The organism is Streptomyces lothianensis (genome assembly GCF_047779955.1).
In the GTDB taxonomy this organism is placed as follows: domain Bacteria; phylum Actinomycetota; class Actinomycetes; order Streptomycetales; family Streptomycetaceae; genus Streptomyces.
In genome coordinates this window covers 74839-88266 of record NZ_JBLMKT010000036.1, presented here as the reverse complement: position 1 = coordinate 88266, position 13428 = coordinate 74839, and the positions used below count along the sequence as shown (strand labels likewise).

General features: G+C 72.1%; 15 protein-coding genes. 6 read left to right on the top strand and 9 right to left on the bottom strand.

Annotation, left to right across the window (positions count from 1 at the left end):
- Position 1: 1 nt before the first annotated feature.
- Both ACLF6P_RS11910 and ACLF6P_RS11905 read left to right on the top strand, forming a co-directional pair.
- A complete protein-coding gene (locus ACLF6P_RS11910; RefSeq protein WP_415950047.1) occupies positions 2-481 on the top strand; it encodes a Zn-ribbon domain-containing OB-fold protein in 480 nt (159 codons plus the stop codon).
- The gene (locus tag ACLF6P_RS11905; RefSeq protein ID WP_415950186.1) at positions 481-1251 is read left to right on the top strand and encodes an enoyl-CoA hydratase/isomerase family protein; all 771 of its coding nucleotides are present in this window, start codon (positions 481-483) and stop codon (positions 1249-1251) included. The genes ACLF6P_RS11910 and ACLF6P_RS11905 overlap by 1 nt, the downstream gene beginning before the upstream one ends.
- Positions 1252-1398: 147 nt before the next feature.
- Here ACLF6P_RS11905 and ACLF6P_RS11900 read toward each other — a convergent pair whose 3' ends face one another.
- Positions 1399-3801 carry an outer membrane protein assembly factor BamB family protein gene (locus ACLF6P_RS11900; protein WP_415950045.1) on the bottom strand — a complete coding sequence of 801 codons (2403 nt, stop codon included), beginning with the start codon at positions 3799-3801 and terminating at the stop codon, positions 1399-1401.
- Between the two features lie 448 nt (positions 3802-4249).
- Here ACLF6P_RS11900 and ACLF6P_RS11895 point away from each other — a divergent pair, with 448 nt between their 5' ends.
- Entirely contained in the window at positions 4250-4897 is a 648-nt protein-coding gene (locus ACLF6P_RS11895) for a TetR family transcriptional regulator (RefSeq protein ID WP_415950044.1), read from the top strand.
- Positions 4898-5012: 115 nt separating this feature from the next.
- On the opposite strand, the gene ACLF6P_RS11890 is transcribed toward ACLF6P_RS11895, so the two are convergent.
- Together ACLF6P_RS11890 and ACLF6P_RS11885 are read right to left on the bottom strand one after the other, a co-directional pair.
- Positions 5013-5477: a nitroreductase/quinone reductase family protein gene (locus ACLF6P_RS11890; protein ID WP_415950043.1), complete on the bottom strand. Its 465-nt coding sequence runs from the start codon at positions 5475-5477 to the stop codon at positions 5013-5015.
- Between the two features lie 20 nt (positions 5478-5497).
- Positions 5498-6760, bottom strand: coding sequence for an acyl-CoA dehydrogenase family protein (locus ACLF6P_RS11885; RefSeq protein WP_415950042.1), 1263 nt, complete (start codon positions 6758-6760; stop codon positions 5498-5500).
- Between the two features lie 245 nt (positions 6761-7005).
- Between ACLF6P_RS11885 and ACLF6P_RS11880 the strand changes: the two genes are divergently transcribed.
- Positions 7006-8187, top strand: coding sequence for a thiolase C-terminal domain-containing protein (locus tag ACLF6P_RS11880; protein WP_415950041.1), 1182 nt, complete (start codon positions 7006-7008; stop codon positions 8185-8187).
- 124 nt (positions 8188-8311) lie between these two features.
- Here the strand turns inward: ACLF6P_RS11880 and ACLF6P_RS11875 are convergent, their stop codons facing one another.
- Complete coding sequence (locus ACLF6P_RS11875; protein WP_415950040.1) at positions 8312-8677, bottom strand: winged helix-turn-helix transcriptional regulator; 366 nt, start codon at positions 8675-8677, stop codon at positions 8312-8314.
- A 139-nt stretch (positions 8678-8816) separates the two neighbouring features.
- Between ACLF6P_RS11875 and ACLF6P_RS11870 the strand changes: the two genes are divergently transcribed.
- A complete protein-coding gene (locus tag ACLF6P_RS11870; RefSeq protein WP_415950038.1) occupies positions 8817-9758 on the top strand; it encodes an NAD(P)-dependent oxidoreductase in 942 nt (313 codons plus the stop codon).
- A gap of 49 nt (positions 9759-9807) precedes the next feature.
- Here ACLF6P_RS11870 and ACLF6P_RS11865 read toward each other — a convergent pair whose 3' ends face one another.
- The 4 genes from ACLF6P_RS11865 to ACLF6P_RS11850 are packed head-to-tail and all read right to left on the bottom strand — an operon-like array spanning position 9808 to position 11436.
- Complete coding sequence (locus tag ACLF6P_RS11865; RefSeq protein ID WP_415950036.1) at positions 9808-10212, bottom strand: type II toxin-antitoxin system VapC family toxin; 405 nt, start codon at positions 10210-10212, stop codon at positions 9808-9810.
- The gene (locus tag ACLF6P_RS11860) at positions 10205-10489 is read right to left on the bottom strand and encodes a type II toxin-antitoxin system Phd/YefM family antitoxin (RefSeq protein ID WP_415950034.1); all 285 of its coding nucleotides are present in this window, start codon (positions 10487-10489) and stop codon (positions 10205-10207) included. The genes ACLF6P_RS11865 and ACLF6P_RS11860 overlap by 8 nt, the downstream gene beginning before the upstream one ends.
- Positions 10490-10522: 33 nt before the next feature.
- Positions 10523-10981 carry a Zn-ribbon domain-containing OB-fold protein gene (locus ACLF6P_RS11855; protein WP_415950033.1) on the bottom strand — a complete coding sequence of 153 codons (459 nt, stop codon included), beginning with the start codon at positions 10979-10981 and terminating at the stop codon, positions 10523-10525.
- Positions 10982-10986: 5 nt separating this feature from the next.
- Positions 10987-11436 (bottom strand): DoxX family protein, encoded by a 450-nt coding sequence (locus ACLF6P_RS11850; RefSeq protein WP_415950032.1) that lies wholly within the window; start codon positions 11434-11436, stop codon positions 10987-10989.
- Between the two features lie 308 nt (positions 11437-11744).
- Here ACLF6P_RS11850 and ACLF6P_RS11845 point away from each other — a divergent pair, with 308 nt between their 5' ends.
- Positions 11745-12914: a flavin-containing monooxygenase gene (locus ACLF6P_RS11845; RefSeq protein WP_415950030.1), complete on the top strand. Its 1170-nt coding sequence runs from the start codon at positions 11745-11747 to the stop codon at positions 12912-12914.
- Here ACLF6P_RS11845 and ACLF6P_RS11840 read toward each other — a convergent pair.
- A complete protein-coding gene (locus tag ACLF6P_RS11840) occupies positions 12836-13369 on the bottom strand; it encodes an ATP-binding protein (protein WP_415950185.1) in 534 nt (177 codons plus the stop codon). The genes ACLF6P_RS11845 and ACLF6P_RS11840 overlap by 79 nt on opposite strands.
- Between the last annotated feature and the right edge of the window lie 59 nt (positions 13370-13428).

The window sequence follows — 13428 nt, the reverse complement described above, 5'->3', positions numbered from 1 at the left end:
GATGCCCGCACCCGACCCGGCCCCCGCGACCGCGACCGCGACCGCGACCGAACTGCTCGCCCCGCTCCCCGACGACGACGGCGCACCCTTCTGGGAGTACACCGCCGCGGGCGAACTCCGCGTCCAGGCCTGCGCCGCCCCCGACTGCGGGGAACTCCGCTTCCCGCCCCGCCCCTGCTGCCCGCACTGCCGTTCCTTCGACAGCGAATGGCGGCTGATGAGCGGCAAGGGCCGCATCTGGTCCTACGTCCTTCCGCACCCGCCCCTGCTGCCCGCCTACGCGGAGATGGCCCCGTACAACGCGATCATCGTGGAGCTCGCGGAGGCGTCCCGGATCCGCCTCGTCGGCAACCTCGTCACCGAGGCCGGGGCGCCGTGGAACTCGGTCGACCGGGCGCGCCTCAGGATCGGGGCGAAGGTGCAGGCGGTGTTCGCGCGGCAGGGCGACCTGACCGTGCCGCAGTGGGTTCTGGAGCGCTGATGGCGCTGCGGGTGGAGTGCGACAAGGACACGGGCGTCGCGGTCGTCACCCTCGACCGGCCGTCGAAGCACAACGCCGTCGATCTGGAGACGGCCGGTGAACTGACCGCGGCCTGGCGGGAGTTCCGCTTCGATCCCTCCATACGGGCGATCGTCCTCACCGGAGCCGGCGACAAGGCCTTCTGCACCGGCATCGACCGCACCGCGGACGTACCACAGCCCCCCTCCCCCTACACGATCGACGACCCCCTCCTCGCCATCGGCCCGAAAACCTGCGACCTGTGGAAACCGGTCATCGCCGCGGTCAACGGCATGGCCTGCGGCGGCGCCTTCTACCTCCTGGGCGAATCCGAGTTCATCGTCGCCGACGAACGAGCATCCTTCTTCGACCCGCACACCGCCTACGGCATGGTCAGCGCCTATGAGGCCATGTACATGTCCCAGCGCATGCCGTTCGGCGAGGTCGCCCGCATGTCCCTCATGGGAACAGCGGAACGCATCTCGGCCCGACGGGCCTACGAGGTGGGTCTGGTCTCGGAACTCACCGCCCCGGGCGAGGCCCTGCCGACGGCCCTGACCTCCGCCGAGACCATCGCCTCCTACCCACCGACGGCGGTGGAGGGCACGGTCCGCGCCGTCTGGGCCGCCTCCGCAGCGACCCGCGCCCGCGCGACGGCACAGGCACCCGCCCTCATCGGCCTCGGCAACCTGCCGGCCGAGGAGCAGGCGGGACTGTTCGGGCGGCGGGGGGCGGGGTTCCGGTTGCGGTGAACGCGGCTGGGCGCCCCGCCGCGTGCATGCGCAGGTACCACCGGGTGCATGCGCAGGTACCGCCGGGTGCACAGGTACCACCGGGTGCATGCGCAGGTACCGCCGCCCTGCGCAGGTAGACGGCGGGTACCTGCGCAGGTAAACGACTCAGCGCGACGTCCCCGTCCCCTTCACCGCGTCCAGCGCGTACACGCAGCGGTCCTTGCTGCAGGCGTAGACGACTCCGGCCTGGGCGACCGGGGCGCCCGTGATCTCGCCGCCCGTCGCGAGCTTCCAGCGGAGCTGGCCGCCTGTCGCGTCGAGGGTGTAGAGGCAGTGGTCGGCGGAGCCGAAGTGGAGACGGCCTTCCGCGGAGACCGGGGAGCCGATGATCTCGCCGCCCGCCTGGAAGCGCCATTTGGGGGTGCCGGTGACGGCGTCGAGGGTGTAGAGGCCGTTGCCCGCGCCCACGTGGACGTGGCCTGCGGCCACGAGCAGCGGGTCGATGGAGGAGCGGGATTCGGTGGCGATGCGCCAGCGGTCACGGCCGTCCGCCGCGTCGATGGCGTAGACGGTGCCGAGGTAGTCGGCGAGGTAGACCCCGCCACCGGTGACGCCGGCGCCCGGCGCGTACGCGGGCGGCGAGAGGAAGACCGCGGGTGCCTCGAAGTGCCAGCGGACCTGCCCGGAGGCGATGTCGATGGCGAGGACGCGGGTGCCTGCGGCGATGTACACCGCGCCGTCGGAGGCGGGCGTGAGCCGGACGGGCACGCCGCCGCAGGAGGCGGCGTCGCCGATGGGGTAGGTCCAGCGCTCGACGCCGGTGCGGGCCTCGACGGCGCGCAGCCGCGCGTCCTTCCAGACGAAGACGGTGCCGTCGTGGATGACCGGCCCGGCCTCCGGGGTCTCGAAGTCGGTCTGGGTTCCGGTGATCTCCCACAGCTTCTCGCCGTTCGCCGCCTCGTACGCGGCGACGGTGCCGCCGCGCAGCGCGGCGAGGACGGTGCCGCGGTCGGCCTCGAGGGAGTACACCCAGGCGTCCGCGGCAAAGCGCCACAGGTCGGTGCCGTCGTCCGCGTCGAGGGTGTAGAGGGTGGGCCCGTCGGAGGCGTGGATACGGCCGTCGGTGATCGCCATCGACCAGGCCACGTCGCGGGTCTTGAACTGCCGCCGCCCGGTGGCGACGTCGAGTGCGTGCACCTCGAAGGAGGTGACGTACACCCGGTCGCCGACGACCTGCGGGGTGCCCCAGACGTCGTTGGACATCCGGAACCGCCAGGGCCGCCAGGCCGCCGCGGCGGCGGGCTCCCCGGGTACCGCGACGGCGGGGGCGGGCTGCCCGGGTGCCACAGCGGCGGGGGCGGGCCCGGAGCCGTTGACGGCCGCGGCGGCGGAACGTGACCAGGACGCGGCGAGCGAGGCCTCCGGCGCACCGACCCGCCGGTCGGCCTCCCTCCGGGCCTCCGCGACGCGCGGACCGGGCCCGATCGGCACGGGCGCGCCGGGCAGCCGTACGGGGCCGGGGTCGGCCGGGCGCCCCCAGGCCTCGTCCCTGCCCGGGGAGCCGGCCCCGCCTTGGGCGGGCGCCCGCGGCGGCTGCGGAGGCTGTGCGGGCTGCGGCGGTACGCCCCGGCCGCCTCCGGCGCTGCGCCCCGCGGGCATGCGAACGGGGGGCCGCCCACCGCGGCGGGCCTCGATCAGGGCGGTGGCCCGCTCGGGCAGCCAGGCCGAGGCGGTGCCGGAGTCGTCGGATCCGGTGGCGAACAGGTGCGGGGCGAGCTGGGCCTGCAGGTCGGCGGGGCTGGGCCGCATCGCGGCCTCCATATGCATGCAGTCGAGGATCAGCCCGCGCAGCTCCTCGGGCAGCCCGTCGAGGTCGGGGCCTTCACGCAGCAGCATGAAGACGGTCTCGACGGGGTTGGCGCCGTGGAAGGGCGCGTGTCCGGTGGCGGCGAAGACGAGGGTGGAGCCGAGCGAGAACACATCGCTCGCACCGGTCACGGAGCGTGAGTCCTTGGCCTGCTCGGGCGACATGTAGGCGGGGGTGCCGACGGCGACGTTGGTCATGGTCAGGCGCGTGTTGGAGACGCCGGAGGCGATGCCGAAGTCGATGACGCGCGGCCCGTCCTCGACGACGAGGACGTTCGACGGCTTCAGATCGCGGTGGACGAGGCCCGCGCCGTGGATGGACTGCAGCGCCTCGGCGATTCCGGCGGCCAGCCACCGTACGGCCGGGGCGGGCATGGGCCCGCACTCGTTCACTATCTCCTCGAGCGAGGGCGCGGGTACGTACGCGGTGGCGAGCCACGGCACGGCGGCGCGCGGGTCGGCGTCGACGACGGCCGCGGTGTAGAAGCCGGAGACGGCACGGGCCGCCTCCACCTCGCGGGTGAAGCGGACCCGGAAGAGCTGGTCCTCGGCGAGCTCGGTCCGCACCGTCTTGATCGCCACGCGGCGGCCGGAGGCCGAGCGCGCGAGATAGACCAGACCCATGCCGCCGGCACCGAGTCGGCCGAGCACCTCGAACGGCCCGATCCTGCGCGGATCGCGCTGCGTCAGCTGCTCCACCACTTGCCTGCCACCTCCCCGTACGAGACCGCGGGTCACCCGCCCGGGAGCACGGTCCCATGCTCCCCGTCAGCGTCTCACCACCGAGCCGCCCAGGCGGCCCGCACCCCGATTCTTCCTGGCCGGTGCGGAGGTTGCGAACCCGGGGCCCGATCGGGATGTCTCACCCTATTTCTGGGCAATTCATGGCAAACCAAGCAGGGCCGTTCGGCCCCGTATGGCGCCCGTCACAATCAGGGTCGCCTCTTACCCGGCGTATCACTGGATAGCGATTCGAACACTTGATCAATATCACGCCCGCCGCGCACCCCCGTGACCCGATCGGCCTCCGCCCCGCACGACACCCCCGGCCCCCATATCGCCCGAGTCTCCTCAACCCACCGCTTTCTCCCCCGTCCCCATTTGCAGTCGGCCGAATCGCGCCCCGATCCCCCCTCGGTAAGCTGACGGCATGACAGGACAAGTGCGTACCGTCGACGGCCGCGTGGCCGGACGGCGTGGCCAGGCGACGCGGCAGAAGCTGCTCGACTGCCTCAGCGAGATGCTCAGTTCGTCGCCCTACCGGGACGTCAAGGTCATCGATGTGGCCCGCAAGGCGGGCACTTCACCGGCGACCTTCTACCAGTACTTCCCCGATGTCGAAGGCGCCGTACTGGAGATCGCGGAGCAAATGGCCGCGGAGGGCGCCGGGTTGACGGAGGTGCTCACCGGACGCTCCTGGGTGGGCAAGGCCGGCTGGCAGGCCGCGCAGGAACTCGTCGACGGCTTCCTGGAGTTCTGGCGGAAGAACGACGCGATCCTGCGCGTGGTGGACCTGGGCTCCGCCGAGGGCGACAAACGCTTCTACAAGATCCGCATGAAGATCCTCAACTCGGTGACCAACTCCCTCACGGACGCGGTCAAGGAGCTCCAGGACAAGGGCAAGGTCGACAAGGACGTCAGCGCGGCGGCGATGGCGGGCTCCCTCGTCGCAATGCTCGCCGCGGTCGCCTCGCACCAGAAGGGCTTCTCCACCTGGGGCGTGAAGCAGGCCGAACTCAAGCCCAATCTGGCGCTGTTGGTCCACCTGGGCATCACCGGCAGGAAGCCGACGAAGTAGCGGGGAGGGCCGAGCGGCGAAGCAGCGGGCAAGCGGCCCGGAGCGCGCTCCTGTCATACGGGCGGCGGCCGTCCTCCGCAGAGGACGACCGCCGCCCTTTCGGTTCCGGCCGCCGCTACCGCTTCTCCTGCCGTCGCTCCAGCCGGAACAGCCTGATCTCGCGATCCACCCGCTTCTGGTACGTCGCGTACGGCGGCCAGAACTCGAGGCACCGCTCCCAGGTCTCGGCCCGCTCCGCGCCCTCGAGGAGCCGCGCGGTGACCGCGATGTCGGTTCCCTTCCAGCTGATCCGCGCCTGCGGGTGCTTGAGCAGGTTCACCGTCCACGCGGGATGTCCGGGCCGCCCGAAGTTCGAGCCGATCAGCACCCACGTGCCGGTCTCCCGCTCCGGCATGCACGCCAGTGGCGTACGCCGCTCGATCCCGCTCTTCGCGCCCTTCACGCTCAGGATCGCACCGGGCAGCATCCGCGCGCTCAGCATCACCCTGCCGCGGGTCAGCCGGTGCACGGCACGGTCAAGCCCGGGCACGACATGCGGCCCGATCCGCATGAACAGCCGGCTCGACGACACCTTCTGCATGAGCTTGATCCCCGGCGGCATCAGACCGCCACCCCCTCGGCCACGAAGAGCCCGGCATGGTCCGCCGCGTGGGCGCGCAGCCGGTGCACCGGGCCGAAGAGCAGTTCGTCGCCCGCGGCCCGCTTGAAGTAGCGGTGCGCCTCGTACTCCCAGACCGAGCCGATCCCGCCGTGCAGCTGGACCGCCTCCCCGGCCGCGGTCCGCAGCGCGTCGAGCGCCTGCGCGAGCGCGAGCCCGCCGCCCCTTCCCCAAGCTCCCGGCTCCGCTCGAGCGGGCAAGGCTCCGTCCTCGCCCCTCTCCGCGGCCCAGGCGGCGTAGTGGACGGCGGACCGTGCCGCCTGTACGGCCACGTACACATCCGCGAGCCGCTGCCGCACCGACGGGAACGATCCGATCGCCCGCCCGAACTGCTCCTGCCGCCTGGCGTGTTCGACGGTCCGCTCCAGCGCCCGGTCCGCCGCCCCGACCGCCTCGGCCGCGAGCACCACGGCGGCCGCGTCGCCGGTGCGGGCGAGCGCCTCCGCCACCGCCGCCGCATCGTCGGGTCCGAGCAACTCGGCCTGCGCGTCACGCAGTTCGATCCGCGCCTGCGGACGGCTCTCGTCCAGGGTGGCCTGCCGTACGCGCACGACTCCGGCACTGCGGGCCCGTACGAGGAAGAGGAGCGTGCGCGAACGGGCGAAGCCCCCCGTGTGCGCGGCCACAAGCAGCACATCGGCGCTGTGGCCGTCGAGTACCTGCTCGGCCTGCCCGTACAGACGCCAGACCTCCTCGTCACGGCGCGCCTGCACCCCGCCCGCGCGACCGCCGCCCGACCAGTCGCCGCGGCTGTCGCCGGCGAGGCCGAGGGCAGTGGCGAGGGCGACGCCCGGGACGGCGAGGGCCGCGGTCAGCGCGCCCTCGGCGATCTTCGGCAGCAGCTCGCCGCACTGCTCCTCGCCGCCGAGGCGGCGGATCAGCGGCAGGGCCAGCGCGGCGGTGGCGAGCAGGGGCGAGGACAGCAGGACGCGGCCGGTCTCCTCGCCGGCGAGGGCCAGCCCGGTGGGGGTGCAGGGGGCACAGGAGGTTCCGGGGGTGCGGGGTGAACCTTTCGGCCCACCACCCCCTTCGGCCCCCTTCCCCTGCAGGCCGAGCCGGGCGACGAGGGCACGCCACAGTTCGGGGTCGTGCCCTGCGGGGGTCCATACGGCTGCCTCGTTCTCCTCGGGTCCGGCGCGCTCGGCCATGAGCTCGCGCAGCGTGCGGCGTATCTCGTCCTGCTCGGCGGTGAACGCGGCGTCCATGGGCGGGCTCCTCCCCCGGGCACCATGGGCGGCACCCGGATCTGACGGCGCGTCATGCTAGGACGTGGGCGGCCAGATGCACAGAGGGGCACACCACCCGGAATCGACGCGCACCCCAGGGAAGCCGGCGCACGCCCACCTGAAAGACGGCACGCACCCCCTGGAAGCCGACACGCGCCACCGGGCGCCGACGCCCGCGCGCCCCTCACTCCCCCGGAATCAGAATCTGATGTACCGTCAGATCCATGCCCTCCGTCATATCCAGCACCCCCCGGCGCAAGGTAGCCGTGGCCGGAATCGCTCTCTCCGACTGCGGCAAGGTCGACGAAGCCACCCCGTACGCCCTGCACGCGCAGGCCGCCCGCCGGGCGCTCGCGGACTCCGGGCTCGACAAAAGCATCATCGACGGCTTCGCCTCCGCCGGCCTCGGCACCCTCGCCCCGGTGGAGGTCGCCGAGTACCTCGGCCTCAAGCCCACCTGGGTCGACTCCACCTCCGTGGGCGGCTCCACCTGGGAGGTGATGGCGGCGCACGCCGCCGAGGCCATCGCCGCCGGGCACGCGGGCGCCGTCCTCCTCGTCTACGGTTCCACCGCCCGCGCCGACATCAAGGCCGGTCGCCGCACCTCGAATCTCTCGTTCGGCGCGCGGGGCCCGCTGCAGTTCGAGGTCCCGTACGGGCACAGCCTCATCTCGAAGTACGCGATGGCCGCGCGCCGCCATATGCACGCGTACGGCACGACCCTGGAGCAGCTCGCGGAGGTCGCCGTGCAGGCCCGCGCGAACGCCGCGGACAACCCGGAAGCAATGTTCCGCGAGCCGATCACGGTGGACGACGTGCTCGGCGGCCCGATGATCGCCGACCCCTTCACCAAGCTGCACTGCTGCATCCGCTCGGACGGCGGCGCGGCGGTGCTCCTGGTCGCCGAGGAGTACGTGGCCGACTGCGCGAAGGATCCGGTGTGGGTACTCGGCGCGGGCGAGCACGTCTCGCACACGACGATGTCCGAATGGGAGGACTTCACCGTCTCTCCCGCGGCCGTCAGCGGCCGCCTCGCCTTCGAGCGGGCGGGCGTCTCCCCCGCCGACATCGACCTCGCCGAGATCTACGACGCCTTCACGTACATGACCCTGGTGACGCTCGAAGACCTCGGCTTCTGCGCGAAGGGCGAGGGCGGCGCCTTCGTCGAGAAGGGCCGCCTGACCCGCACCGGCGAGCTCCCGGTCAACACGGACGGCGGCGGCCTCTCCGCCCAGCACCCGGGCATGCGCGGCCTGTTCCTCCTGGTCGAGGCGGTACGGCAGCTGCGCGGCGAGGCGGGCGAGGGGCAGGTCCGCAAGGCGGGCGGACGGCTGCCCGAGCTGGCCGTGGCATCGGGGACGGGCGGATGGTTCTGCTCCTCGGGGACCGTGATCCTGGGGCGCTGAGGGCGGCGCGGACGAGAGCGGCGCGAACGAGAGCGGCGCGCGCAGGACGGCCCCGGACGAGCACGGTCCGGACCAGGGCGGCGCGCGGACGAGGGCGGCCCGGACCAGGTCAGCCCGGACCAGGTCAGGACGCCGCCGCCTCCGGCACCTCCACCACCCGCAGCCCGTTCCGCCGAAGCCGCTCCCTGCCCCAGTCGCCGAGCGGCCGCAGTGCCTCGTTGAGCGCGACGCCCGCGTCGGTGAGCGAGTACTCGACCTTCGGCGGCACTTCGGCGTAGATCTCGCGGTGGATGAGGCCGTCCTCCTCCATCTGGCGCAGGTGCTGCGTGAGCATCTTCTCGCTCACCCCGGGAAGCGCCCTGCGCAGTTCGCCGAAACGGCGGACGCCGTGGGCATGCAGCTCCCAGAGCACCAGGCCCTTCCATTTCCCGCTCACGACGTCCAGTGCGGCATCGATCCCGCAGATATAGGGACCTCGACGGCCAGACATACGCACACGCCCCTTCGCTTCGGACGCGGGGCACTCACCCAAAGGTACGTACCCCACTAATTAGTGGGTACTTCCCGCCCGATGGTGGCGCTGGCGAGACTGAATCCACAACCACCCGGCCTCCAGGGGAGATTCCCGCATGCACACCGACGCCTCCACCCGCACCGAAGCCCTCGCACCCGTCACCGTGTTCGGCATGGGCCCGATGGGTCAGGCGATGACCCGGGCCCTCCTGAAGGCCGGGCACGAGGTCACCGTATGGAACCGAACTCCCGGCAGGGCAGAGGCGGTTGTCGCAGAGGGGGCCCGCCTCGCCGCAACCCCGTCCGAGGCCCTGGCGACCGGCGAGCTGGTCCTTCTCAGCCTGACGGACTACCAGGCGATGTGGGACATCCTCAGCGACGCGACAGCCGCCCTGCCCGGACGCACCCTCGTCAACCTCAGCTCCGACACACCCGACAAGACGCGCGAGGCCGCGACGTGGGCCCGTTCGCACGGGGCCGCGTTCCTGACGGGCGGCGTGATGGTACCCCCGCCGATGATCGGCACCGAGCACGCCTATGTGTACTACAGCGGCGACGAGCAGGCCTTCGAGACGCACCGCGGCGCGCTCACCCACATCGGCGCACCCCGCTTCCTCGGCGAGGACCCCGGACGTGCCCAGCTGATGTACCAGGCCCACCTCGACGTCTTCCTCACCACGCTCTCGGGCTTCGCGCACGCCACCGCGCTCGTCGGCTCCGCGGGTATCACCGCGGAGACCTTCCTGACCGAGGTCACCCAACTGTTCCGGGCCATCCCCGACATGATCGCCGCGGACGGCATGGACCGGCTCGGCCGCCGGATCGACGCCGGTGAACACCCGGGCGAGGGCAGCAACATCACCATGATGGGCGCCACCGCGGACCACATCCACGCGGCCAGCGAGGCCGTGGGCATCGACACGGCCCTGCCGCGGGCCGTGCAGGCGCACTACCACCGCGCCCTCGCCGACGGCCACGGCTCCGAGGGCTGGACCCGCATCCTCGACGGCATCCGCACGCCGGACGCGGGGGCCGACGCGGCGACGGCTGCCGCCTGACGCCCGGACGGGTGCCCCCACCGATTGCCGGTGCCTGCTCCTCGCTCGGTCAGATCGCCACAACGGTGACGGCGCTCTCCAAGCCCTTGAAGTCGTCCGCGTTGCGCGTGTAGAGCGGGAGGCCTCGGACCGAGGCGATCGAGGCGATCATGAGATCCAGTCTGCGTGGCCGCGGATCGCGGCCGGCAGCCAGAGTGAGGGCCACCATGGTGCCGAAGCGCGACGCCGCCGGGCCGTCGAACGGAAGAGGGTTGAAAGCCGTGACTGCGTCCCCCAGACGCTCGGTGCGCCTGGCTCGCTCGGCCGGTTCCTTGGCCATGGCGACACCCTGCTGAAGTTCCGTCATGGACACGACAGTCAGCTTCGGCTTCGCCGGAAGCAGCCCGGGGCTGATCTCTGCCAGGTCGATGTACACACAGGTGTCGAGGATGCCCTCGGCATGCCGCTCACCCACGAGCCCGCTCCCAAGGGTCGTCACCGGGGTCGCCCACTCGGTCCTCGGTGCCGAAGAATTCATCCGCTTCACGCCGCATCTGCGCGTAGTCGACGGGTGGCAGGGCGCGCGCCCGCGCGACCAGCTCCTCGGCGCTGAATTCCCGACGGCGGGTCAGAGGCCGCAACTCCGCGACCTCTATTCCGTTGCGAGTGATGTGGTAGGTCTCACCGGCCTCCACCGCGTCCATGACGGCGGCGGAGTTGTTCCGGAACTCGCGCTGCGTGATGGTCTTCATGCGCTTCAGTGTAGCCCCATGAGACACAGAGCGCTACGCGATCGGGGCCGGCCGGAACACCGCCACCCGGAAGCCTTCCGCCTCCCGGAAGGCAACCTCCAGGGGCATGCCGATCGCGAGGGCGCGCTCCTCGTAGTCCACGATCTCCGTCATCATCCGCGGGCCCTCGGCCAGGTCCACGACGGCCGCCGCATACGGCGTGCGCGTGCCGAACGGCGGCAGGTCGTTGCGGTGCACGACGGACCACGTGTAGAGCGTGGCGCGGCCGCTCGCCTGCTCCCAGACCACGTTCTCGCTCCAGCAGTGCGGACAGAACTCGCGCGGGTAGTGGTGGGTGCGCGAGCAGTCGCGGCAGTGGCGCAGGAGCAGCCGCCCCTCGGCCGCGGCCGCCCAGTAGGGCTCCGTGAAGGCGTCGGGTTCGGGGAGGTCGTACCGTACGGACGCCGGGGCGGCGGCAGAGGCGGACGCAGAGGTGGAGACAGACGCAGACACGGCCATCAGAAGACTCCGATCGCGCTGTCGAGCGACCAGGCCTGCCAGGACATCGTGAAGAGGGCGACGACGGAGATCAGCGCCATCATCGAGTTCTGCCCCTGCTCGGCCCAGTCGTGGATCATCAGCACGAGGTACAGCAGGTTGAGCAGCAGCCCGCCGATCAGGGCGACCGGGGTCAGGAAGCCGAAGATCAGCCCGAGCGCGAGGGCGAGCTCGGCGTAGACGACGATGTACGCCATCACCTTGGGCCGGGGTTCGACGACCTTCCGGAACCCGGCCGTCACGAACCCCCACTTGTGCTTGCCCGCCACATCGGCGGCCCAGGCGATGCCTGTTCCGCGCTCGAACCAGCCCTTCCGGTCCTTGTGCCGCCAGCTCTCCAGCCACCACAGGCCGAGCCCGATCCGCAGCACGGCCGCCCACTCGGCTCCGCTGAGCCAGATCGTTTCCATCCGGGTACATCCCCTCACGCGAGAGCCGCATCTGACGGTACGTCAGTTCAGCGGATGGGGGCGGCTGTGCGCAAGGGGCTGGACCCGATCACACCGGACGGGCGCGGATCCGCGGCACCACCGCACCCCCGACCTTCGCGCACCCCCGACCTTCGCGCACCCCAGGCCCTCGCGCGTCCTCGTACCCTCGCGCACCACCCGTGCCCTCGCGCACCACCCGTGCCCTCACACACCACCCGTGATCAATTCGCAACCGCTTTACCGCTTGACCGCGCCCTATCAATCCCACACCCAATTACGCTGCCGCTATGGCCGACACCTCCCACACCCCGCCCCCCGGGATCGACCGCACCGAGGACCGCCCCGTGTACGTCGTGGGCGGCGGCCCCGGTGGCCTGGCGAGCGCCGCCGCGCTGCGCGCCAAGGGCGTACGGGCCGTGATCCTCGAACGGTCCGACCGGGTGGGCGCGTCCTGGCGCCGGCACTACGACCGTCTCCACCTGCACACCACCCGCCGCCTCTCGGCGCTGCCCGGCCTGCCGATCCCGCGCCGCTTCGGCCGCTGGGTCGCCCGGGACGATCTCATCAAATACCTCGACAAATACGCCGAGTTCCACGAGCTGGAGATCATCACCGGCGTCGAGATATCCCGGATCGACCCCGCCCCCGACGGCTCCGGCTGGCTGCTGCACGGCAGCGGCGGCCGCGAACTGACCGGCTCGGCGGTCGTCGTCGCCACCGGCTACAACCACACCCCGCGCCTGCCGGACTGGCCCGGCCGCTCCTCGTACGAGGGCGAACTGCTGCACGCGAGCGACTACCGCAACCCGAAGCCGTACGAGGGACGCGACGTCCTCGTCGTCGGTGTCGGCAACACGGGCGCGGAGATCGCGGTCGACCTGGTGGAGGGCGGCGCCTCGCGCGTCCGCCTCGCGGTCCGCACCGCCCCGCACATCGTCCGCCGCTCGACGGCGGGCTGGCCGGCCCAGCGCACCGGCGTCCTGGTCCGCCGCCTGCCGACCGGCCTGGTCGACCTCCTGGCCCGCCCCATGAACAAACTGTCCGTCCCGGACCTGTCCGCCCACGGTCTGCCCCGCCCGGACACCGGCCTGTACTCGCGCGTACGGGAAGGTGCGATCCCGGTCCAGGACGTGGGCCTCATCGACGCCGTACGCAAGGGGCGCGTCGAGCCGGTCGCGGCCGTGGAATCCTTCGAGGACGGCAAGGTGAAGCTGGCGGACGGCTCGTGGATCGCACCGGAGGTGGTGATCGCGGCGACCGGATACGAGCGGGGACTGGACTCCCTGGTCGGCCACCTCGGCGTCCTCGACGACCGCGGCCGCCCGACCGTCCACGGCGCCCGCACCTCCCCCTCGGCCCCCGGCCTGTACTTCAACGGCTACACGAACCCGATCTCCGGCATGCTCCGCGAAATCGCCCGCGACGCGGAGCGGATCGCGCGGGCGGTGGCGCGCTGACCGTCGGTCCCGCTGCCGGCGCGCGGGGCCGGACGCGCCACGAACTCGCACCACACCGTCTTGCCCGGGTCCCGCTCCCCCACGCCCCACTTGTCGGCCAGCGCGTCCACGATGCGTAACCCGCGGCCGGTCTCGTCAGCGGCGTCGACGATCCGCGGAACACCGGCGCCGCTGTCGTGCACCTCAATCCGGAGTACGCGTCCGTCGCAGCGGAGTTGCAGCAGCAGACCGCGTCCGGGCGGTACGCCGTGCAGCAGGGCATTGGTCGCCAGCTCACTCACGCAGAGCAAGGGGTCGTCCGGTTCGGGCCAGCCCCAGCCGGCGAGCACCTCGCGGGCGAAACGCCTGGCGGCGGGGACGGAACGGCGGTCCCTCGGGAGGAATCTTTCTCGCAGGTTCACGGGTCGAGAGTCACGGAGTGTGGCTACCGTGGAACAGTGCGTCGACCCGTACAGCTCGGCTGTATGAGTCGCCACGGGATCAAGTACGCGTGGGGGTGGGGACATTGCCCGGC